We start from the raw sequence: 21,619 nt of genomic DNA on the forward strand, positions 1-21,619 counted from the left end.
GCCTCAGTTCTCAACTAATGGCACTCGGCTATTAACTGTTTAAGAATAAAAAATAGCACTTTTATAGGCTTGGTTTTTCTACGAAAAAAGACCCTATGGAGGCGATATATTTTTTATATAGAATTATCATACAGCAACAGCCGTAGTGCCATTTTAGTTCGAGATTCTACGACACGAGCAATTTTTATTCATATCGTGACCTTCTTGCCGGAAACAAGAAGCGCCTTTGAGGCAAAGAAATCGGGAGTGGAGGAATATGGGGGATATAAAAAATAAAGGACTGTGCTGTTTTAGGTAAAAAAAAAGGCGCTCACGATTTGTGAACGCCTCTTTCGCATAGTTTGGATTACTATTTTTTGTTATTAAATTATAACTGAGCTTCGATAGCTGCTTTTAATTCGTTTTGTGGAATGTAACCGATTTTACGGTCTACTACTTCACCGTTTTTAATAATAGCGAATGTAGGCAATACTTCAATGCTGAATTCTTTAGCTAATTCTACAACTTCGTCAGTGTTAACTTTAGCGAATACAACTTTGTCGCCCAATTCTTCAGACAAAGCTTCGAAAATTGGCATCATGCGTACGCAGTAACCGCACCATGGAGCCCAGAAGTCCACGATTGCTACTTCTTTAGAAGTTACGGTATCTTTAAAGTTTGCTACTGTTAATTCTGTTACGTTTGCCATAGTTAAATAACCTCCTAAATCAACAAATTTACAAATTGTTGAAAATAAATATCAATATATGTGTTAATTATATTAAACTACAAATTTAGTTGCCGGTCAAATCTGAACTAAAACACAGTCCTGAATAACTTCAAAACCAAGCTCATTGGCCTTAGCCACTACGGCCGGTTTATCAGCGCCCGGTTGCAACCAAACTACCGAAATCCCCAGCTTTTGGCAATCCTCCAAAGCCTGTAAACCTACAGCCTCGGGAACAACAAAGTCCACTACTTCGGGAACTTCCGGTAAATCGTGAAGTGACGCATAACAAGTGGCGCCATCAATCTCATTTACATTAGGGTTCACCGGATATACTTTGTATCCGTGATCACGCAAACAAGCGTATATTTTATAGCCGAATTTTTCTTTACGGCTTGTTGCGCCCAGTACTGCCCAAACTTTTTTAGTCAGTGCTTCTTTTGGTGTCATCCTATCACCTCAACTCTCTATATTCATTATATCAAAACATCGAAATTTGTCAATTTAATTTGAGGTTTTTTTAGATAATTATTATCAAGACTACAATTCAACAAAGTTTCCCATGTGAGCCCTCCGAATTTGTCTGTTTGAGATGATGAAACTAGTCCTGCCGCCAATGCCAAATGCCCTAAAATCATAGACGCACTATAGCCGCTCATTCTCAATTCACGCAAGGTTATACTCTGCTGCCTTTTTGATAATCGATAGCCTTCCTCATCAACAATTAACGGCGCATGTGCATAGTGCGGTACCTTGGCACCCAGGCACTCATAGAGCCACAATTGACCGGCCACAGCCGGTAATAAATCATAACCGCGCACAATATGGGTAATGCCCATGGCTATATCATCCATAACAACGGCTAAATTATAGGCGAACATGCCGTCAGCGCGACGAACAATAAAATCATCTTGCGCCGGAATAAGTTCTTCCCGCTGCGAACCTTGCCAAAAATCAGTAAATTCATACAATCGTGGTTCTACTTTCATGCGCCACGAAGGATTCTTCCGCTCACCTAAAGTCTGCCGTTCCCCTTCACTCAAGTGGCGGCAACGACCATCATAATGAGCAATTCCTTCATGACCATGCGGAGCCGATGCAATGCTCTGCAAGCGCGCTCGATTACAGTAACAGGGGTACACAAGCCCCGATTCTTGCCATTTAGCAATCTGTGCCTCATAGAGAGGATACCGTTCACTTTGCCAATACGATTCATGGGGACCGCCTACGCGTGGGCCTTCATCCCAAGTCAGGCCAAACCATTCTAAATCATCCAGTAAATCTTCCCCATACTGTCTTTTAGCGCGCTGTATGTCGATATCTTCCATGCGCAAAACAAAGGTACCTTGTTGCTGTTTCACCTGTAGCCACGACAGCATGGCAATCCACAAATTACCTAAATGAAGATGTCCCGTCGGGCTTGGCGCAAATCGTCCTTTCATAGGACTAATCAGTGTATCACTCATAGAACTAATCAGTGTATCACTCATAGGCCTAATTGTCGTACCATTTGCTGTATCAACATTACCGCCATTATCTGTGTCAATTACGATGTCACTCATTGTGCCAATTGCTCCCAAATTTCATAGAGTTCAGCCAATCTTTTATTGGTAGCTTCCATTTGAGCCGCCGTTTCTGCCATGGCTTCCGCATCTTCCTGTAAAGCGGGATTTTGTATTTGAACTTCGTACATTTTCAGCGTAGCTTCCAAACGGGCAATTTCGGTTTCCGTTTCTTCCAATTTCTTGGCTTGCATATAGGAGTTTAGCTTTTTATCTCCGGAACCTTCGTTACCACTTGTACTGCCGGTATTTTTAGCTTCATTCGAATCCACCCTGTCGGTCGAGTTCGTATCGTCATTATTGTTGCTGTTGCGTTTATTACTGCTCGAACGTTCTTTATTTTGACCACTTTGTTCAGCTGCCAAGGCGGCCAAATCCTGCTGTTCTTTGAGCTTCGCCTTATAGTAGCTGTAATTGCCAAGGTATTCTTCCACGCCTTCCGGCTCTAACACCAAGGTCCGTTTGGCCACTTTATCCAAGAAATACCGGTCATGGGACACAACCAGTAATGTGCCGGTAAAGTTCATCAAAGCCTCTTCCACCACTTCGCGCGTCGGAATATCTAAATGGTTGGTCGGTTCGTCAAGAATTAAGAAATTATTGCCTTGTAAAAACAAAATCAATAAACTTAAGCGAGCCCGTTCACCACCGGACAAATCACGAATTTCCTTGAAAACGTCATCCCCTTGGAACAAAAACATGCCCAGTACATTACGGGCTTTTTCCTCACTATAGTTAAAATGACTCATAATTTCATCAATCGGCGTCCAAGCAGGATGTAATTCTTCGTGTTCCTGTGAAAAATACCCCACCGATACACGGCTGCCGATATCGATAAAACCCGCTTCCGGTGTCAATTCACCGGTAATAGCTTTTAATAAAGTGGATTTTCCGGCGCCGTTCGGCCCGATTAAGGCCACCGCTTCCCCGCGACGAATCATAAAGGACACATCCTCTACAATATCGCGCTCGCCGTAGGATAAAAATAACTCTTCCACCGTCAGCACTTTATCGGCGCTGAATTCCGCTTTAGGAAATCTAAACTTCAATGTCTGTGAAGTTTCCGGCGCATCCAAACGCTCCAAACGATTCAACTGCGACTGGCGGCCTCTGGCCATTTTAGATTTAATCCCGGCGCGGTACTTATCGATATACTCTTCCGTTTTGCGAATATATTCCTGTTGCTTCTCATAGGCGTTTTGCTGCGCCTTATGTTGAGCTTCACGCTGCTCCACATAACGACTGTAATTACCACGATAGCTGGTTGCCTTATGATGCTCCAATTCAACAATACGCGTCGTTACACGATCAAGGAAATAACGGTCATGGCTGATAATTAAGATACCGCCGCCGTAAGAGCTCAAATAATTTTCCAACCATTCCAACATATCCATATCCAAATGGTTAGTCGGTTCATCCAAAAATAAAAAATCAGGGCGCCGAACTAAAGCTTTTGCCAAATTAATACGTGTTTTTTGCCCACCGGAAAATTCAGACACAGATTTCGTTAAATCTTCATCGGAAAAACCAAGGCCGTAGGCAATGCGGCGACTTTGGGCCTCATAATCATAACCACCAAGCCAATCTAAACGGTCCTGAATGCGGGCGAGCTGTTTGAGCAAACTTTCATCATGAGGATTCGTTTCAAGCTTCGCCGATACTTCCTGTAATTGTTGTTCCCAATATTGCACATCGGCAAAGGCTTTTTGAATTTCAATAGCTAAACTGTCGTCCCCTAAATTGATATCCTGCTGCAAATAACCGATTGTAGTAGCACTATCTTTGACAACCTGACCTTCATCATATTCTTCAATGCCCAACAGGCATTTCATGAGCGTCGATTTGCCAGCCCCGTTAGGGCCCACCAAGCCGACACGCTCACCATGTTTTATTTCAAAGGATACTTTGTTAAACACTTGGCGCACGCCAAATGATTTACTTAATCCTATTACGCGGATTTGTTCCATCCTCTAAGCCTCCGTTCAATCATATACTCTTCTATTATATCATAGAGGAATGTCCGTTGGCGCCTCCACAGTGTCAGCTTTTACAAAAATACACAATTCAACACTGTCCTTGGTCTTACGGGCATGTTGAAATAATTTTCCCAATAAAGGAATATCGCCGAGGAGCGGAATTTTTGAAAACTGTTTCCCTTCTCGATTATCCATAAGGCCGCCGATGACGAGGATTTCGCCGGGCTGTAAGTGAACCCTCGTATGTGCCTCGCGCGTGGTAATACGATAAGCTTTCAGTTCCGAAACCATGGCGGGACTGCTCACTTCCGCATGAATATCCGCTTCAATACTGTTATCTTCCGTCACAAACGGTGTGCACGTAAGACGAATCCCCGCCTCTTCATAGCGTGTAGTGATGCGGCTTTCCGTGCCGTCTTTCACCTCTTCCAGCACGGGAATCCGGTCCCCTATTAAAATCTTCGCTTCTTCACCATTCACCGCCATAATAGAAGGTCTCGCAATTAAGACTGTTTTATTATTTGTTTGCTGCGCACTCAATTCCGGTTTAAACCAAAATGTATAAGGCGTACCTTCCGGAGCTCGACCAAATTGAATGCCCCCATAAGAGTTTGTATCATCCTTATTACGCCCGGTCAAACTCTGCCAGGACCATTTTATGCCCGTTTCTTTTACAAAATTATGCTCAATGGCTACAACGGCTACTTCTAAGCGAATTTGTTTGGGGCTTATATCCAGCATGGGTAGAATATCATGAACCTGTCGCAACTGAGCCGCCGTGCCATAGACCATAACCTGATTACTTCCTTTTACCACCTTGATATTCTTCTCCGACACAATGGCAACCAAGGCATCGCCTAAGGCCTTCGGCGAAATATGTCGAGGTGTTAAAACTTCGGCCACGCGCGCATCTTTATCCCCCATGCCTTGACCATCCACAATCCAGAGCCCGTCCGATTCATACAAACTGAAATGCTTTATCGCCGCCAAGCGCTTTATTGCGGCAATACCGCTTGTTTCATTAAGGCGTATCGATACGGTTCCTTGCAACGTTTCCGTACCGGTAATGGCAATGCCCTCACTGCGTGCGATGGACTGCACTAAACTACTCAAATTGCTGTTATTTACCGTCATAGACAAAGCGGCCACCGATTCGCCGCAAAGATGAAATTGTACGATAACAGCCAAAACTGTTAAAACCCTTAATACGCTAACTAACATCCCTATATTACTCCCTTACCCCAGACTTATTCCACATATAACCAACGACTGCCACCGGCGCCACTTATTAAAACTGCATGGTCCGCTATCTGTTTCACTGTCACACCACGCGGTCCCTCGCCAACACCATAGCAACCTTCGCTGCCATCGTTTGTCAAAATCGCCATCGGCGTGGGGCCCGTGATAATACCGGTGACTTTTATATCAGTCATAGAATTTTGCCGATTCCCATAGCTCCCCTTACTTTCCGTACCGGATCCGCCGGTATAAGCCCCGCCACTGCGACCATAATTGTTACCACTATATTCGGCATAATTATTTGTGCGCCGGCCCCTATTAGAACCATTCACATATGAAGTGTTGAATGTATCAGTTTGCCCATAACTATTACCTATACCGGGATTTCCCGACCTTCCCTTTTGTGCGATTTGAGGCGCACCGGCTATGACTGTGCTATCCTCATTTAACAGCAAATGCGTAAACGGATCATCTAGCGGGTGACCTCTTAAAACACCGGCTAAGCTAATTACCGGTGCTACAAATGTACCTTCGTTTTTACCCTTCCCAATAGCCCCGCCACGGCCTTCTTTAGCGTCTAAACTCACAGTTTTAGACGATGAATCAGGTGCCGCATTATCCGCTGCCAAATCACTTACCCTTGTCCACTGAGATGTATATAAACCATAGAGGCAAACGAGGCAAAATAAAAAGACCGCCCCGTACAAGAGGCGACCTTTCTTAATTAATAAATTTCGCATTTCTTGTAGAGACAGTCTATTCATAATATCACAGTCCTTATTATTTTTTATAACCGTTTGGATGGTTTTTGTGCCATTGCCAAGCATCACCGATAACCTGGGAGACCTCGCTGTGGGTCGGCTTCCAGCCTAAAACAGTTTGCGCTTTTTCAGAAGACGCAATCAAAGTGCCCGGATCACCGGCACGACGTTCGCCGATAACAACCGGGAAGTCTACGCCGGTTACGGATTTAGTGGCATCTACAATTTCTTTTACACTGAAACCATTACCGGTTCCCAAGTTAAAATAATTAGATTCACCACCGTCGCGCAAATATTCCATACTGAGAATATGGGCCGAAGCTAAATCGGTAACATGGATATAATCGCGCACACAAGTGCCGTCAGCCGTATCATAGTCAGTACCGAAAATTGAAATATTGGCGCGCTTGCCTAAAGCAGCTTCCAAAATGAGGGGAATCAAATGTGTTTCCGGGGTATGATCTTCACCGATTTCACCGCTTTGGTCGGCACCCGCTGCATTAAAATAACGCAAAGCCACATAGCGCAGACCGTAAATATCACTATAATCGCGCAACATTTGTTCAATCATGAGCTTCGTACGACCGTATACATTAGTCGGAGCTAAACGTGCATCTTCTTTAATCGGTACAACTTCAGGTTCGCCATAAACGGCGGCAGTAGAGGAGAATACAAAATATTTGACACCGGCTTTACGGACAGATTCAATGAGACGGAATGAACCTACTACATTGTTTTCATAATAAATCATAGGATCTTTCATGGATTCGCCAACCTGTGAATGAGCCGCAAAATGCATAACCCCTTCAATGCCTTTAGCCTTTAATACATCGGCTAAACCGGCATCAGCAATATCCATATTAATAAATTCAACGCCTTCCGGCAAAGATTCTACATGACCACGCGATAAATTATCCAAAACAATTGGCGTATGACCTGCTTTTTGCAAAGCTCGCACAGTATGACTGCCGATATAGCCGGCTCCACCGGTAACCAAAATTTTCATAATAATCCTCCCTAAATCGAAACTGCCACTGCTTGCCGCAACCTTTAATTATGTCCGCGAACGGGAAAGGATCGGCAAAAACTACATGACCTGATTATTTTTCCGCTTGATGAGCTGCCAATTTAGGCCCCAACAATTTTTTATACACTTCAACGCCCGGCTGATCAAACGCATCTACACCGGCCAATTGACCTTCGTAGAAAATAGCCCAGCAAAGCATAAACATAAATTCACCTAAATGATAGGCTGACAAGGTCGGCAATTCATAAGTTACATTGAAGCGCTTATCGCCTGTTAAAGCTTCGCTGTTAGCTTCTAAAGCAGTATTTAAAATTACCCCTAAGTCCAAGCCACTGAATGCTTTAAGCGGTTTATATTCATCGTAAGTATGAGGCACAATCGCTTTTGTTTCCCAATCTTTTACTTTTACAAAAGACACGATTTTGTTCAAGCGCCCTTCTTGATGTTCCTGTGTCTGTGCATGCATATCCGTAGTTCCCACCGCAACTACCGGCGTGCGACCGTAACGGCCGTCAGTTTTCGGCTGATGTTTACCTAATGATTCAGCTAAAAGTTGTACATACCATTCAGCCAAGGATTTCAAAGAATCGCCGTAAGGCATCATGATTTCAATAATACGGCCGTATTTTTCAGCAGCAATATATTTCAAAACTGCATTCAACAAAGCCGGATTCTTAAGCAAATCGCCACCCTGACAGGCTTCATCCATGCCTTTGGCTCCGTCTAAAAATTCACGAATATTGAAGCCTACCACGGCACCGATAATAAGACCTACTTCCGTAAATACGGAAAAACGTCCGCCCACCCCATCAGGCACAGCAAACGTCGGCCAGTTCTGCTGAACCGCCAATTTATGAAGCAACGTTTCTTTTTCATCGGTACGAGGATCCGTAACAGCTACGACTTCCACTTTAATACCGGCCGCTGCCAACGCTTCTTGCACCACCATGAAATTGGACATCGGTTCAATGGTAGACCCGGACTTAGAAATTAAAATGAGCATTACCGTATAAGGAGATCCTTTATGGGCCGCACTGCGTTTTAACGTTTCAATCAAATCATTAGTGCGATGAGGATCCACATTATTGCCACTGAAGTATAATTTTGGATACCCGTCGCGTTCCGCTTCGGATTTCTGATTCCAAAATTCACCGCAATGAACATCAAAGAGTACTTTACCGCCTAAATAAGAGCCGCCGATACCGAAGCTTACTACGGCATCTACAGACTCTTTAGCATGTTGCCCCAAGTCTTCCAAACGTTTTAAAACTGTTTCGTTATTGAGATTTTTATCTTCAATATACGGCAATTGCGGGAATAATACAGCTTCCGGCTGACCGTCTTTAGACAAATGGCCTTCCACAACGCCTGTAGTACGTACGCGAACGGCCGCTTTTACGGCATTGGCAATAGAATCGAAATAAGTATGAACATCAGCTTCGGTTACGCCCCAAGCTGAAAATAAATTAGTATAATCAAATATAAAACCGGATGGTAAAATGATTTTTTTCATTGAAACTCCTCCTTTAAACCACTCTTCTTATTGTACCGTTCTATAAATTATGGCGCAATAGAAAAACTGAAGAGCATCATACATTTTATTCATAACTCAATCAACTTTAGCCCCATTCATACCTTAAGCAAATATAACTTTTCAAAGTTAAAAGTCTAATACCTTTATCCTCTACCTATACCATGAGAATGCTGTATCCCGAACAATTTCAACTCAGTTGAACTTATAATTCGATTACCTTTTTGGTGCCTGCTTTAGCTAATTCATCGGCTTTTTCATTATAGGTTACACCCGTATGAGCCGCTACCTTGTGAAATACTGTTTTAATAAGGCGACGGCTGTTTAACATAAATTCCGCATACTGCTGTGTAAGCGGATTATTCGCCTTCCAACGTCCCGTAGCCCACATTTCAATGCCCATATAATCATAGTAAATGTGAATTTCTTTAGCTTCCTTAGCTACAGCCCACTCAATGACATGCATGGCCCCTAAAAGTTCACCCGCCACATTCCAATAGGCCGTATATATTTCTTTATCGGTACCGTATGAAAACGTTTCTTCTTGCCCCTCATAGAAAATAACGCCGCCGGTGCCGACCACTTTGTTTGTTTTGTCAAAACTTCCATCAATAAAGGCTACCGCGCTTTTTGCTCCTAAATCAGCAAAAATAGTATCCGAGGCATTGGAATCCTGAGCCGATTTATTGCTTACGCCCGTACCGGTAGCTCTGCGACGACGCGGCGTACGGCGCTGACTGGCCTTGGCGGTAGCTAAATATTCTTCCATGGACATGCCTTTAATAGGCGCAATATCTTCCTCCATAAAAGCTTCCGCTTCCTGTTTTGACATAAAAGATTTGTAAATGGCACCACCATAGCCCTTTACTTGGCGTTCACAAGCCGCCCAAGAATCATAAATTCCCCGCACTCTCCCCTCTCTTACGGCATAATACTTTTTACCCATATAAGCTCCTTGTTCTAGAATAACTGCAATCAGTTCATCGTTAATGTTTCGAAATGAGCATTTACTACTGTCTGTAAATCGTTTGGATTAACTTTAATCTGCATGCCTCGCAAACCGGCACTTACATAAATCTGATCAAACGTTGCCATGGTCGCATCAAAATAGGTGGGAAATAATTTCTTCATCCCCACCGGCGAACAACCGCCCCGCAAATAACCGGTAAGCCCCAATAAATCCTTCACAGCGATAAGCTCAACTGATTTATTGCCACTCACCCGTGCCGCCTGTTTTAAATCCAATTCAGCGGCAACAGGAATACAAAACACGACCGGCCCCGTCACATTGCCTTTCCCCACCAATGTTTTGAAAACCTGTGCTTCCGGTAAATGCAGTTCTTCTGCTACATGGACGCCTGCACCACGTCCTTCTTCCCATTCATAGGCTAATACTTCATAACCGATTTTATGCGTGTCCAGCATGCGCATAGCATTTGTTTTTTTATGCTCTTTCTTACTCACGACCATCGTTCCTTTTTTATTTTACTACAGTTTCATTTAAAATATTACTACAAAACAGCTGAAAAACAGCTGAATATTTATGAAATTTTTCGCATTATTTATCAAATATAATTATGAATTATAATTATTTATTCAAATTTTTGCTTATTGTTACTTGTTCAATATTTTATTAATGTTTTTAAGTTCTATACGCAAAGTTCCGTCAGGATTCGTCACGATTTCAATGAATTCACTGTTTTGCATATATTCAACGGGAAAACTAATCTCAATTCCCGTGTCAGTTTTTATTTTATGCTTTTCCCCTACCTTGGCGGCAAATTCACGATTTACCGGCAAAGGTCGTAACATATCCTGCTCTGCCAATGCTTTTTTAGCCGCTTCTTTTTGTTGCGGCTGATTGGCAAAAACCGTATCCACAATGGTTTCCGGATTCAACGTATCGGATACTTCCGCATTTTTGGAAATCATGGAGCGAACCTTAACCAACTCTTCCACGCCATCGCCCTCATGCGCTTTAGCCACCTTATCCACGATGCGTCGCACTTTGGCCACCGTATCACGGGATGACGGATTCGTACCGATTTGTAAAACTTTATCTCCTAAAATATAAACAGCTTCACCGTCATATTCACCTTTTGGTTCAAACAGACGCACCGAAAAATCCTCTAAATCAATAGCACAAAATGAGCGAAGCTTTTGGGTCGGACTCGGTAACACCGCTCGATTCGGAATCAATTCCGTAGTTAAAGTGCCGTCTTCTTCATTAAACAGTTGGTGCGTATACGCATCATGGGCCTGACAAAGGAGAATACATAAATAGCGATGATTTTCAGCCGCTTCACAGATAATTGTATCAATAATAACCGGATCCGTCGCCTGTTTCATATAATTGAACATCGTTTCGCCCAATTCCTTGCCTAAGGTGGTAATATCGGTAAGACCGTCGCGATATTGCACCAACATTTGACCTAATTTACTCGTCTCATTTATATAGCCCGTTCTAAGTCCCGGGTCTTTAATCCCCTTAGTTACATGAGCACTGACATAGTCCTGTAAGGCTTCCTCGCCCATATTCAGTTCATTTTCCGAATAAACGGCTAAAGAAGATGAAAAATCAAGAATTTGTAATACAGCCCGATTGATTTGCATATTTGCTCCTTAGTGGATAAAAAAGTGTCTTGCCTCGTATTTAACAACACGAAAACAAGACACTCCAACGATATTTAATGCATTTTACAATGCATATGATTAAGTTTAGCCTTGTACGTATGGTCCGAATAAACCGGCAAACAAGTGAGAACCTTTTTTGCCCAAAATAGCGGCACAAAGCGATGCTAAAGCACCTATGACGGCAATAACCAGTGCATTGCCTGCGGTGACATTATACGAATATGCCACATAGGCCTGTATCAGCGTCAGGGCGAAATACACTACGGATAAGTAGATTTTGAATTTTAAAACCGGCGCTGTCGTTGTTTTATAACGAAGTTTACCGCCAATATAACCGGAAATACCGCCAATTAATACCAATAAAGGCATTACGAGACAAACCATCATAGCGAAATCGAATAAACGGTAGCCCAAGCTGTAAGGCACGAGTAAACCTAAAATAGGCAAGCCCACAGTTAAAGCGGAACCGGCAATCGGAAAATGAACCGCAATCGGATGCAAATGTAAATCCAATAAACGTTTACGGGTAGGATTCAATTTGCGTGGTGTGTATTCAGCCCAAACGGTTTTCGGAAAGCCGCAAGCCGGGCATGGTTTATCCGCATTATCGGCTGTTTCGATATAGCCGCACACACGACAAATTATATACTGAATCTTTTTCTCTTCTTATTTTTTTGTTTCCATGTCAATCTCCTCACAAGAACAACTACTTCTCTTACCATTGTACCATAATCTCTATTTATTCGACTACAGTAAATCACTCATTAATAATTACTTTTTATTATGAAAGTATTCATAGGTCGTTGTCAAGCCTTTATCTAATTTAACTGTAGCTGATAAACCTAATTCATTTATCATTTTTTTTGTACTTAATAACGAGTGTTTGATATCCCCTTGCCGTGCCTCTTCGTAGTGCACGTTAAATTCATGGTCCACAATTTTTTTAAATTGTGCTACCAATTTATTCAGCGAAGTACCTCTCTCGGTACTCACATTGATAACCCCCACAAGGTCCGGTTTATGCAAAGCCGCCATATTAGCTGCCACTACATCGTCTACATAGACGAAATCGCGAGTTTGTTCACCGTCACCGAATATACTTATATCTTTATGAGCCTGTAAACGTTCACAGAAAATACTGATTACGCCGCCTTCACCGCCATTGCCTTGACGCGGTCCATACACATTTGCATAGCGAAAACAGATGTAAGGTAAGCCGAATGCTTCATGATAAATGCGCAGATAACTTTCCGTAGTCAATTTGGTAAGTCCGTAAAACGAGGACGGCTGCCCCGCCATCGTTTCTGTGAGCGGTAATGTATCGAGATCACCATATACGGCGGCTGACGAAGGCATGATAATTTTTTTTACTCCCACGCTGCGGCAAGCATTAAGCACATTAATGAGTCCCAATAAATTAACATCACAATCAAATGCAGGATCTTTCATTGATTCCGGCACCATTGTCTGAGCGGCTTCATGAAATACATACTCCGGTTTAAACTCGGCCATTTTAGCGGCAAGTTCTTTATCGCGAATATCCATTTCCACGAAGTCAGCCTTAGAATTTACAAAATCTCGACAACCGGTACTTAAATTATCTATAACCATTACCTTGTGCCCTTCATTAATGAGAGCATCTACAAGATGGGAACCGATAAAACCGGCCCCGCCGGTCACGCAAATATTCATTACCCTAACCTCCCTTAGTTTTTACAACTGCTATATAAATAAGACCCAATACAAAGCCGATAGCGGACGGCACTACCCAGCCCATACCTAAATCAAAGAACGGCAACATCTTATATACGCCTACAGTTTGCTGTACCCAAGCTGCTTGCCCTAAAAATTCAGGCAAAGTATTGAGCATATCACCGATAGCCGCAATCAAGGCAAATACTGTAGTGATGAAATATACAGCTTGACGACCGTTAAAAAGCGGTGCCAAGAATGTTAACAAAATAATGGTAATCGTCAACGGATACAATAACATCAAAATAGGAATCGCCAGCGATATAATCTGAGTTAAGCCTACATTACCGATTAAGAAAGAAATAATAGCGAATGCATAGGCATATTTTTTATAACTGATGGAATTCGGAAATAAATCGACGAATGTTTCCGAACATGCACAAATAAGGCCTACCGCCGTTTTCAAACAAGCCAAGGTTACGGTAATTGCCAATAATACGGCACCGATTGGTCCGAAATAATAATGGGCAATTTGTGCCAACGCAATACCGCCGTTAGCGGATAAGGCGAAAACGCCGAGGCTGGAGGCACCCACGTAAGCTAAGAATGCATAGATAATGGCCATCAAGACTACCGTAACGATACCGGCTTTTACCATGCCCGCCGCAATATCCTTAGGCTCGGTAACACCTACGCTCTGCATGGCGCGGACTACGATGATACCGAAGGCTAACGCCGCCAAAGCATCCATCGTATTGTAACCTTCCGTAAAGCCTTTGAAGAACGGCATGGTCAAATAATCACCGCTCACCGGTGCCGTCGCCACGGATCCCATTGGATTAATCAAGGCCACTACCAAGAGAATAGCCAAGAAGATTAAGAACAACGGATTTAAAATTTTACCGATGTAGGTCATTAACTTACCCGGGTTCATGGAGAAAAACAGACCCAAGACGAAGAACACAAAGGTAAAGGCCGCCAAGGCTACCGTCTGCATATCATCACCGATATACGGTGCCAAGCCGATTTGATAAGAAACCGTGGCCGTACGCGGTAAAGCAAAAGCTGGCCCTATGGTTAAATATAAAAGAATAGTAAATAATTTCGCATAGGTCGGATGTACGCGAGATGCCAAATCAAATAAACCGTTACTCCGTGAAATACCGATAGCAACAACACCTAAGAACGGCAAGCCAATGGCCGTAATAAGAAAACCTACCGTAGCCGGCCACATGTCGGCCCCTGCTTCCTGCCCCATATGAACCGGGAAAATCAGATTGCCTGCGCCGAAGAACATACCGAACAACATTGAGCCAATAACTATGGCTGAACTTAATGACAATTTTCCTTGCAAGATAGTACCCTCCTACCGAATGGCAGTTGCCATTACTCTACAAAATATAACACTACCGTAAAACCCAACACAAAGGATACACTGCCTGAAGCCAAGCGCTGACAATGTATCCCATATGTTACTTACAATGTTACTTATAAAATCCGCTATAACTGCTAGCGGTCTCCTTCAATGGTAGCACGCTTTTCATCTTTAGACAAACGGAAAAATCGATACACTTCCGCCGCCGTTTTTTGATTCATTCCCGGCACGGCTGCCAATTCCTCTTCCGTAGCCGCCTTAATACCTTCTAAATTGCCAAAAGCCTGCCACAATGCTTTACGCCGTTTTGGTCCGATACCTTCAATATGATCCAGAATCGACTCCAAATTGCGCTTGCCCCGTAATTTACGATGATACGTAATGGCAAAGCGGTGAGCTTCGTCACGAATTTGTTGCAATAACTGCAATTCCGGCGAATGATGAGATAATATGATACTTTCCGACTGACCTTCCACAAAAACTTCTTCAATTCGTTTAGCCAGCGAAATAACCGGCACATCCGTCACACCGACTGCTCTGATTAAAGGCAAGGCTGCGTTGAGCTGCCCCTTACCGCCATCGATGATAATTAAATCCGGCATAGGCCAATCCGTTTCATTGCCGTAACGGCGTTCCATAATTTCAGCCATGGATTTAAAGTCATCCGGTTTGCCCTGAACCGTCTTTAATTTAAAACGACGATATTCCTTCTTCGCCGGTTTACCGTCTTCAAAGACAACCATGGAAGCCACCGTTTCACTGCCCTGCGTATGGGATATATCGATGCATTCCATACGTTCCGGGAGTCTCGGCAAGTCGAGGACTTCCGCCAATTTCTTAACGGCGCCGCCGCTCTTATCCAAATCATATTGCCATTGACGACGACGCTCTTCCAGGAAGTTCTGGGCGTTTTCCGCCGCCATCTTAATCAAATCATGCTTATAACCTCGTTGTGGCACCGAAACCTCAACATTTTGGCCCTTCATTTCGGTGAACCACTCCACAAAGAGTTCCCGTTCTTCCGTTTCATAAGGCAACAATACTTCTTTTGGCACGAATGTGGTGCCGCCATAGTATTGTTTTATAAATTCCGTCATAACCGTAGCGGCGTCATCACCTTCATTTTTAATGAAAAAGTTTTCACGCCCCAACATACGGCCGGAACGGATGAAAAAGACCTGCACACAGGCCATGAGGCCTTCCATGGCGATACCGACTACGTCAATATCACCGCGTTGGGTTACCATGCGCTGTTTTTCACGAAGCTTTTCCAATGCCTGCAATTGATCGCGCAGTTGAGCCGCCTTTTCAAAATCAAGCTCTTCCGCCGCCGCTTCCATTTGCTGCTTCAATTCGCCTAAAAGAGGAATCGGTTTACCCTCCAATACCTGTACGATTTGATCGATATAGGAGCGGTATTTTTCCGGTGATACCAAGCCTTGACAAGGAGCCTCACAATAACCCAAATGATACTGCAAGCATGGTCGCGGTACATTCATATTTGAACAAGTGCGCAAGGGGAAATGACGGCGGAACAATTTTAAAGTCTGATGTACGGCCGTCACATCCGTAAACGGTCCAAAATACTTGGCCCCGTCACGCACCATGCGGCGCACCATGAGCACCCGCGGATACTCCTCCTGCACCGTCACCTTCACATAGGGATAGGTCTTATCATCGCGGAGCATAATATTATACTTCGGATGATGTTCCTTAATGAGCGTATTTTCCAAAATTAACGCTTCCATTTCCGTCTTGGTCTGAATGACCTCCACATCAACGGCGCGTCGCATCATGGCTGTTACCTTTGGAGCCCGATTGATATCATTGCGCACATAGGAACGGACGCGATTGCGCAGATTTATGGCTTTGCCCACATAAATGATACGTTTATATTGGTCCCGCCATAAATATACGCCCGGCGTGGTCGGCAAATGGCTGATTTTCTCCAATACTTCTTCCGTAACCATTATTGACCTGCTTTCTTAGCTTCATCCATAAATCGTTTTGTTTTTGCCAAAACAGGCCCCAAGAACTTTCCGGTATAACTGCCTTCCATTTTGGCGATTTGTTCCGGCGTGCCCGTACCGACAATGGTACCGCCGCGTACGCCCCCTTCAGGACCTAAGTCGATAATATGGTCCGCCGTTTTAATAACGTCCAAATTATGCTCGATAACGACTACTGTATCGCCGGCGTCAACTAATTTTTGTAACACATCGAGCAGCTTGCGAATATCTTCCGCATGCAAGCCCGTTGTCGGTTCGTCCAGGATATATAAAGTCTTACCCGTACTGCGACGAGCCAATTCGGTAGCCAGTTTTACACGCTGTGCTTCACCACCGGACAAGGTTGTCGCCGGCTGGCCCAAACGAATATACCCCAAACCTACCTGTTGTAACGTTTCAAGCTTGCGATGGATTTTCGGAATGGATTTAAAAAACTCAACTGCCTCATCCACCACCATATCCAATACATCGGCAATGGATTTACCTTTATATTTAACTTCCAAAGTTTCCCGATTATAACGAGCTCCTTTGCAGACTTCACAAGGCACATACACGTCCGGTAAGAAATGCATTTCAATTTTGATGATACCGTCACCGCGACAAGCTTCGCAGCGACCGCCACGGACGTTAAAGCTGAAACGCCCCTGCTTATAGCCCCGCATTTTAGCTTCCGGCGTTTGACTGTACAATTCACGAATGGAATCGAATACACCCGTATAAGTGGCCGGATTGGAACGCGGCGTACGTCCGATCGGACTCTGGTCAATATTGATGATTTTATCGATATTTTCAGTGCCGCGAATCTCTTTATGAGCCCCTACCTTGTGATAGGAGCGATATAAATGATTCGCCATGCCCTTGTAGAGAATCTCATTAATTAAGGTGGATTTACCGGAGCCGCTCACACCGGTTACCACCGTGAAAACGCCAAGTGGGAATTTTACATTAATATTCTTTAAGTTATTTTCCGAGGCACCGCGAATTTCCAACACATTGCCGTTGGACTTGCGTCTGGTTTCCGGCAACGGTATAAATTTACGACCGCTCAGATACTGCCCTGTAATGGAGTTTTCATTGGCCATTACTTCCTGAGCCGTCCCTTGGGCGATGATCTCCCCTCCGTGCTCACCGGCGCCCGGTCCGATATCTACCAAATAGTCGGCCGCTAACATGGTGTCTTCATCATGTTCCACGACCAATAAGGTATTACCGAGGTCACGAAGACCCTTCAAAGTCCCGATTAAGCGATCATTATCGCGTTGATGGAGACCAATAGACGGTTCGTCGAGAATGTATAAAACGCCTACCAAGCCTGAACCGATTTGGGTAGCCAAGCGAATACGCTGAGCTTCACCGCCCGACAAAGTTCCGGCATTACGATTCATGGTGAGATAATCGAGACCCACATTATTGAGGAACATGAGGCGTGCTTTGATTTCTTTTAAAATCTGGTTACCGATAAACTGTTCGCGCTCCGTAAGCGGCACGGTATCAAAGAAGTTCACCGCATCACTGATGGTGAGCTGCGTCACTTCGTTGATGTTTTTATCGCCTACGCGCACGGCTAAGGCTTCCGGTTTTAAGCGGGCACCGCCGCAAGTTTTACATGGTTTGATGGACATGAATTCTTCAAAGGCTTCACGCATAGAGTCGGTAGAAGCTTCGCTGTGACGACGTTTTACCATAGGCAAAATACCTTCGTACTCCGTGTGGAACGTCTTTACTTCACCGCGCATATTTTCATACTCGAAGGTTACTTTATCGGTACTGCCGTTCATCACCATTTGTTGTAATTTCTTCGGTAGTTCATTATACGTAGCCGATAAATCATAGCCATGAGCCTTCAATAAACCTTCCAATTGACGCATAAACCATGCATTCGGATTGGAACTTAAAGGCAATACGGCGCCGTCCGCAAAAGACACATCGCCATCCGGAATTACCCGCTCTTCGTCCACTTCCATGGTGCTGCCGATACCCAAGCAGGCCGGACAAGCACCGAACGGGCTATTGAAGGAGAACATGCGCGGCTCGATAGCCGGTAAAGAAATATGGCAATCGGGACAGGCAAAATGCTGGCTGTACATATGTGACGGTCCATCCACTTCCTGCACCACCACAATGCCTTCGCCCCATTTGGCAGCTGTTTCCATGGAGTCTGATAAACGGCTCTCAATGCCTTCTTTCACTACCAAACGGTCAATCACGATTTCTATATCATGCTTTTTAGTCTTTGCCAATTCAATATCTTCGTCCAAGGTGCGAATATCACCATCTATGCGGACACGGGCAAACCCTTCTTTGCGAAGACGTTCCAATAATTGCTTATGTTCCCCTTTTTTGCCGCGCAATATAGGCGCCATAATGAGCAATTTAGTGCGTTCCGGCAAGGTCATTACGTCATCGGCCATCTGCTCGATAGATTGCTGCGTAATTGGCTTACCGCACTGCGGACAAAAGGCATGGCCCACACGAGCAAACAATAAGCGTAAATAGTCATATATTTCCGTCACTGTCCCCACCGTAGATCGAGGGTTGCGACTGGTTGTTTTCTGATCGATAGAGATGGCCGGTGACAAACCTTCAATATAATCCACATCCGGTTTATCCATTTGGCCCAAAAATTGACGCGCATAGGCCGACAAGGATTCTACATAGCGTCGCTGCCCTTCCGCATAAATCGTATCGAAAGCGAGCGACGATTTACCGGAGCCGCTAAGCCCGGTAATGACAATAAACTTGTCCCGTGGCAAGGCCACATCTATATTCTTAAGGTTATGCTGACGCGCCCCTTTTACTATAATTTGTTCTTTCACGATAACCTCCCGATTATCAAATTAACGGACAAATAGGCAAGACAGAATGCCTTGCCCATAAGTTCCTATTTTTTACGACGTACATCCTGTAAGTCAGACAATTGCTGCCTTAAAATACCGAGTTCATCACGAAGTTCGGCTGCTTTTTCGAATTCAAGCTGTTTAGCGGCCGCCTTCATGAGACGCGTAGTTTCTTCAATCTTGTTAAATACATCTTCCACGGTTAATTCCGGTGCCGCTTCATAAGTAGCGGTGCCATCAGCCACAGCTTGTACCCCTTTAGCCTTGCCTGACGTTTTGGCGCCGCCTTTATTACCCGCTTTAGCGCCTGTTTTGGCAGTGCGCCCTTTTTTAGCGGAAGCAACAGCCGCTGCGCCGTCATCGTAGCCATCATTTTTACCGCGACCGGTGCGCTTAGCACTACCGGCTTTACTACCGGCCTCTTCTTCTTCCAATTTAGTCAATTCAATCAATTCTTTAACTTCTTTATGAATCGATTTTGGCGTAATATTGTGTTTCTTATTGTAGGCGTTCTGTACTTCACGACGGCGTTCCGTTTCAGTGATTGCCCGATCCATAGAACCTGTAATACGGTCCGCATACATAATAACACGACCATTTTCATTACGCGCCGCACGACCGATAGTCTGAATCAAAGAGGTATCACTGCGGAGGAACCCTTCCTTATCCGCATCAAGAATAGCCACCAAGGAAACTTCCGGCATATCCAGACCTTCACGAAGTAAGTTAATACCCACCAACACATCAAAAACACCGGCCCGCAGGTCACGAATAATATCGGCACGCTCAATGGTGGCAATATCGGAATGTAAGTAGCGCACACGAATGCCCACTTCTTTGAGAAACTCCGTCAAATCTTCCGCCATTTTCTTCGTCAATGTCGTTACGAGGACACGCTCATTCTTAGCGGCCCGCACTTTAATTTCGCCTAACAAATCATCCATTTGCCCTTTAATGGGACGCACTTCAATAAGCGGATCCAATAAACCGGTAGGACGAATAATCTGCTCCGCAATATTGGTCTGCACTTCCATTTCATACGGGCCCGGTGTAGCCGATACGTATACAATCTGATTAATTCGCTCTTGGAATTCTTCAAACTTCAACGGGCGGTTATCCAAAGCGGAAGGCAAACGGAAGCCATACTCGATTAAGTTTTCCTTACGAGCCCGGTCGCCATTATACATGGCCCGCAATTGTGGAATCGTTACATGGGATTCGTCAATCAAAATCAAAAAATCATCCGGAAAATAATCAATCAACGTATACGGTGCTTCCCCCGGTTTACGATTGGATAAAAGGCGGGAATAGTTTTCGATGCCTGAGCAATAGCCCATTTCCTGCATCATTTCAATATCGTAACGAGTTCGTTGCTCCAAACGCTGGGCTTCCAGTAAACGGTCCCGTGATTTAAGAAATTCCAACTGCTCCGCCAATTCTGTTTCAATACGCTCAATGGCGAGTTGCAATTTTTCACGGGTCGTTACATAGTGAGAGGCCGGATAAATGGCCACATGCTTGCGATCGGCAATTACTTCACCGGTCAAAACATCCACTTCGGACAAACGGTCAATTTCATCGCCGAATAATTCAATGCGAACGACTCGTTCACTATTGGCTGCCGGAAATACTTCTATCGTATCGCCGTGGACACGGAAAGTACCACGGGTAAAATTAATATCATTGCGACTGTATTGAATATCCACCAGTTTTTTCAAAATATCGTCACGACTTCGTTCTTGCCCCAAACGGAGCGATACAACCAAATCGCTGTAGTCTTCCGGGTCACCTAAGCCGTAAATACAGCTTACAGAGGCCACAATAATCACATCGCGACGCTCAAACAAACTCATTGTAGCCGAGTGACGCAATTTATCGATTTCATCGTTAATGGATGCATCTTTTTCAATATATGTATCGGTTGACGCAATATATGCTTCCGGTTGGTAAAAATCATAATAAGACACAAAATATTCCACCGCATTATTGGGAAAAAAGCTTTTAAACTCACTGCATAATTGCGCAGCCAAGGTTTTATTATGAGCAATAACTAAAGTCGGTTTTTGCACGCCTTCAATTAACTTGGCCATGGTATAGGTTTTACCCGTACCGGTAGCCCCCAACAGAACCTGTGCCCAGTCGCCGTTATTGACGCCCTGCACCAACGATTGAATGGCTGCCGGCTGATCGCCCATTGGTTCAAAAGGTGCTTCAACCTTAAAAGGAGTCATATTACCTTCGTAATTACGATGAATATGTGGATGTGCCAT

17 protein-coding genes are annotated in these 21,619 nt (G+C 44.2%); all 17 read right to left on the reverse strand.

Annotated elements, in window-relative coordinates; translation table 11 throughout:
- Positions 1 to 367: 367 nt before the first annotated feature.
- Complete coding sequence (gene trxA, locus CCC71_RS08430) at positions 368 to 688, reverse strand: thioredoxin (protein WP_021841472.1); 321 nt, start codon at positions 686 to 688, stop codon at positions 368 to 370.
- A gap of 96 nt (positions 689 to 784) precedes the next feature.
- Complete coding sequence (locus tag CCC71_RS08435) at positions 785 to 1,156, reverse strand: CoA-binding protein (protein ID WP_021841471.1); 372 nt, start codon at positions 1,154 to 1,156, stop codon at positions 785 to 787.
- Positions 1,157 to 1,182: 26 nt separating this feature from the next.
- Positions 1,183 to 2,268, reverse strand: a complete 1,086-nt coding sequence (gene gluQRS, locus CCC71_RS08440; protein ID WP_226974286.1) for a tRNA glutamyl-Q(34) synthetase GluQRS — start codon at positions 2,266 to 2,268, stop codon at positions 1,183 to 1,185.
- A complete protein-coding gene (locus CCC71_RS08445; RefSeq protein WP_021841469.1) occupies positions 2,265 to 4,235 on the reverse strand; it encodes an ABC-F family ATP-binding cassette domain-containing protein in 1,971 nt (656 codons plus the stop codon). The genes gluQRS and CCC71_RS08445 overlap by 4 nt, the downstream gene beginning before the upstream one ends.
- 39 nt (positions 4,236 to 4,274) lie before the next feature.
- The gene (locus tag CCC71_RS08450; RefSeq protein WP_021841468.1) at positions 4,275 to 5,465 is read right to left on the reverse strand and encodes a type II secretion system protein GspD; all 1,191 of its coding nucleotides are present in this window, start codon (positions 5,463 to 5,465) and stop codon (positions 4,275 to 4,277) included.
- A 26-nt stretch (positions 5,466 to 5,491) separates the two neighbouring features.
- Positions 5,492 to 6,223, reverse strand: a complete 732-nt coding sequence (locus tag CCC71_RS08455; RefSeq protein ID WP_156704593.1) for a hypothetical protein — start codon at positions 6,221 to 6,223, stop codon at positions 5,492 to 5,494.
- 40 nt (positions 6,224 to 6,263) lie between these two features.
- The gene (gene galE, locus CCC71_RS08460) at positions 6,264 to 7,250 is read right to left on the reverse strand and encodes a UDP-glucose 4-epimerase GalE (protein WP_021841466.1); all 987 of its coding nucleotides are present in this window, start codon (positions 7,248 to 7,250) and stop codon (positions 6,264 to 6,266) included.
- A gap of 94 nt (positions 7,251 to 7,344) precedes the next feature.
- On the reverse strand, positions 7,345 to 8,784 hold the full coding sequence (locus CCC71_RS08465; RefSeq protein ID WP_156704591.1) for a glucose-6-phosphate isomerase: 1,440 nt from the start codon (positions 8,782 to 8,784) through the stop codon (positions 7,345 to 7,347).
- Positions 8,785 to 9,007: 223 nt separating this feature from the next.
- Positions 9,008 to 9,748 carry a ribonuclease H1 domain-containing protein gene (locus CCC71_RS08470; RefSeq protein WP_021841464.1) on the reverse strand — a complete coding sequence of 247 codons (741 nt, stop codon included), beginning with the start codon at positions 9,746 to 9,748 and terminating at the stop codon, positions 9,008 to 9,010.
- Positions 9,749 to 9,777: 29 nt separating this feature from the next.
- Positions 9,778 to 10,266 (reverse strand): Cys-tRNA(Pro) deacylase, encoded by a 489-nt coding sequence (gene ybaK / locus CCC71_RS08475; RefSeq protein ID WP_021841463.1) that lies wholly within the window; start codon positions 10,264 to 10,266, stop codon positions 9,778 to 9,780.
- 150 nt (positions 10,267 to 10,416) lie between these two features.
- Positions 10,417 to 11,415, reverse strand: coding sequence for a nucleoid-associated protein (locus CCC71_RS08480; RefSeq protein ID WP_021841462.1), 999 nt, complete (start codon positions 11,413 to 11,415; stop codon positions 10,417 to 10,419).
- 105 nt (positions 11,416 to 11,520) lie between these two features.
- Positions 11,521 to 12,069 carry a hypothetical protein gene (locus CCC71_RS08485; RefSeq protein WP_296333438.1) on the reverse strand — a complete coding sequence of 183 codons (549 nt, stop codon included), beginning with the start codon at positions 12,067 to 12,069 and terminating at the stop codon, positions 11,521 to 11,523.
- A 138-nt stretch (positions 12,070 to 12,207) separates the two neighbouring features.
- A complete protein-coding gene (locus CCC71_RS08490; protein WP_021841460.1) occupies positions 12,208 to 13,128 on the reverse strand; it encodes an NAD-dependent epimerase/dehydratase family protein in 921 nt (306 codons plus the stop codon).
- Positions 13,129 to 13,132: 4 nt separating this feature from the next.
- A complete protein-coding gene (gene brnQ / locus CCC71_RS08495; RefSeq protein WP_156704589.1) occupies positions 13,133 to 14,482 on the reverse strand; it encodes a branched-chain amino acid transport system II carrier protein in 1,350 nt (449 codons plus the stop codon).
- Between the two features lie 155 nt (positions 14,483 to 14,637).
- Positions 14,638 to 16,473 carry an excinuclease ABC subunit UvrC gene (uvrC, locus tag CCC71_RS08500; RefSeq protein WP_021841458.1) on the reverse strand — a complete coding sequence of 612 codons (1,836 nt, stop codon included), beginning with the start codon at positions 16,471 to 16,473 and terminating at the stop codon, positions 14,638 to 14,640.
- Complete coding sequence (gene uvrA, locus CCC71_RS08505) at positions 16,473 to 19,328, reverse strand: excinuclease ABC subunit UvrA (RefSeq protein ID WP_021841457.1); 2,856 nt, start codon at positions 19,326 to 19,328, stop codon at positions 16,473 to 16,475. Before uvrA ends, uvrC begins: the two co-directional genes overlap by 1 nt.
- 65 nt (positions 19,329 to 19,393) lie before the next feature.
- Positions 19,394 to 21,619, reverse strand: coding sequence for an excinuclease ABC subunit UvrB (gene uvrB / locus CCC71_RS08510; RefSeq protein ID WP_295269044.1), 2,226 nt, complete (start codon positions 21,617 to 21,619; stop codon positions 19,394 to 19,396).

The sequence above is a fragment of the Veillonella sp. LMAG:90 genome (assembly GCF_008679445.1).
In the GTDB taxonomy this organism is placed as follows: Bacteria; Bacillota; Negativicutes; order Veillonellales; family Veillonellaceae; genus Veillonella_A.

Bases quoted from the DNA above. Each gene is read 5' to 3' on its own strand.
- trxA (WP_021841472.1), bottom strand. From the start codon at position 688: ATGGCAAACGTAACAGAATTAACAGTAGCAAACTTTAAAGATACCGTA.
- CCC71_RS08435 (WP_021841471.1), bottom strand. From the start codon at position 1,156: ATGACACCAAAAGAAGCACTGACTAAAAAAGTTTGGGCAGTACTGGGC.
- gluQRS (WP_226974286.1), bottom strand. From the start codon at position 2,268: ATGAGTGACATCGTAATTGACACAGATAATGGCGGTAATGTTGATACA.
- CCC71_RS08445 (WP_021841469.1), bottom strand. From the start codon at position 4,235: ATGGAACAAATCCGCGTAATAGGATTAAGTAAATCATTTGGCGTGCGC.
- CCC71_RS08450 (WP_021841468.1), bottom strand. From the start codon at position 5,465: ATGTTAGTTAGCGTATTAAGGGTTTTAACAGTTTTGGCTGTTATCGTA.
- CCC71_RS08455 (WP_156704593.1), bottom strand. From the start codon at position 6,223: ATGCGAAATTTATTAATTAAGAAAGGTCGCCTCTTGTACGGGGCGGTC.
- galE (WP_021841466.1), bottom strand. From the start codon at position 7,250: ATGAAAATTTTGGTTACCGGTGGAGCCGGCTATATCGGCAGTCATACT.
- CCC71_RS08465 (WP_156704591.1), bottom strand. From the start codon at position 8,784: ATGAAAAAAATCATTTTACCATCCGGTTTTATATTTGATTATACTAAT.
- CCC71_RS08470 (WP_021841464.1), bottom strand. From the start codon at position 9,748: ATGGGTAAAAAGTATTATGCCGTAAGAGAGGGGAGAGTGCGGGGAATT.
- CCC71_RS08480 (WP_021841462.1), bottom strand. From the start codon at position 11,415: ATGCAAATCAATCGGGCTGTATTACAAATTCTTGATTTTTCATCTTCT.
- CCC71_RS08490 (WP_021841460.1), bottom strand. From the start codon at position 13,128: ATGAATATTTGCGTGACCGGCGGGGCCGGTTTTATCGGTTCCCATCTT.
- uvrC (WP_021841458.1), bottom strand. From the start codon at position 16,473: ATGGTTACGGAAGAAGTATTGGAGAAAATCAGCCATTTGCCGACCACG.
- uvrB (WP_295269044.1), bottom strand. From the start codon at position 21,619: ATGGCACATCCACATATTCATCGTAATTACGAAGGTAATATGACTCCT.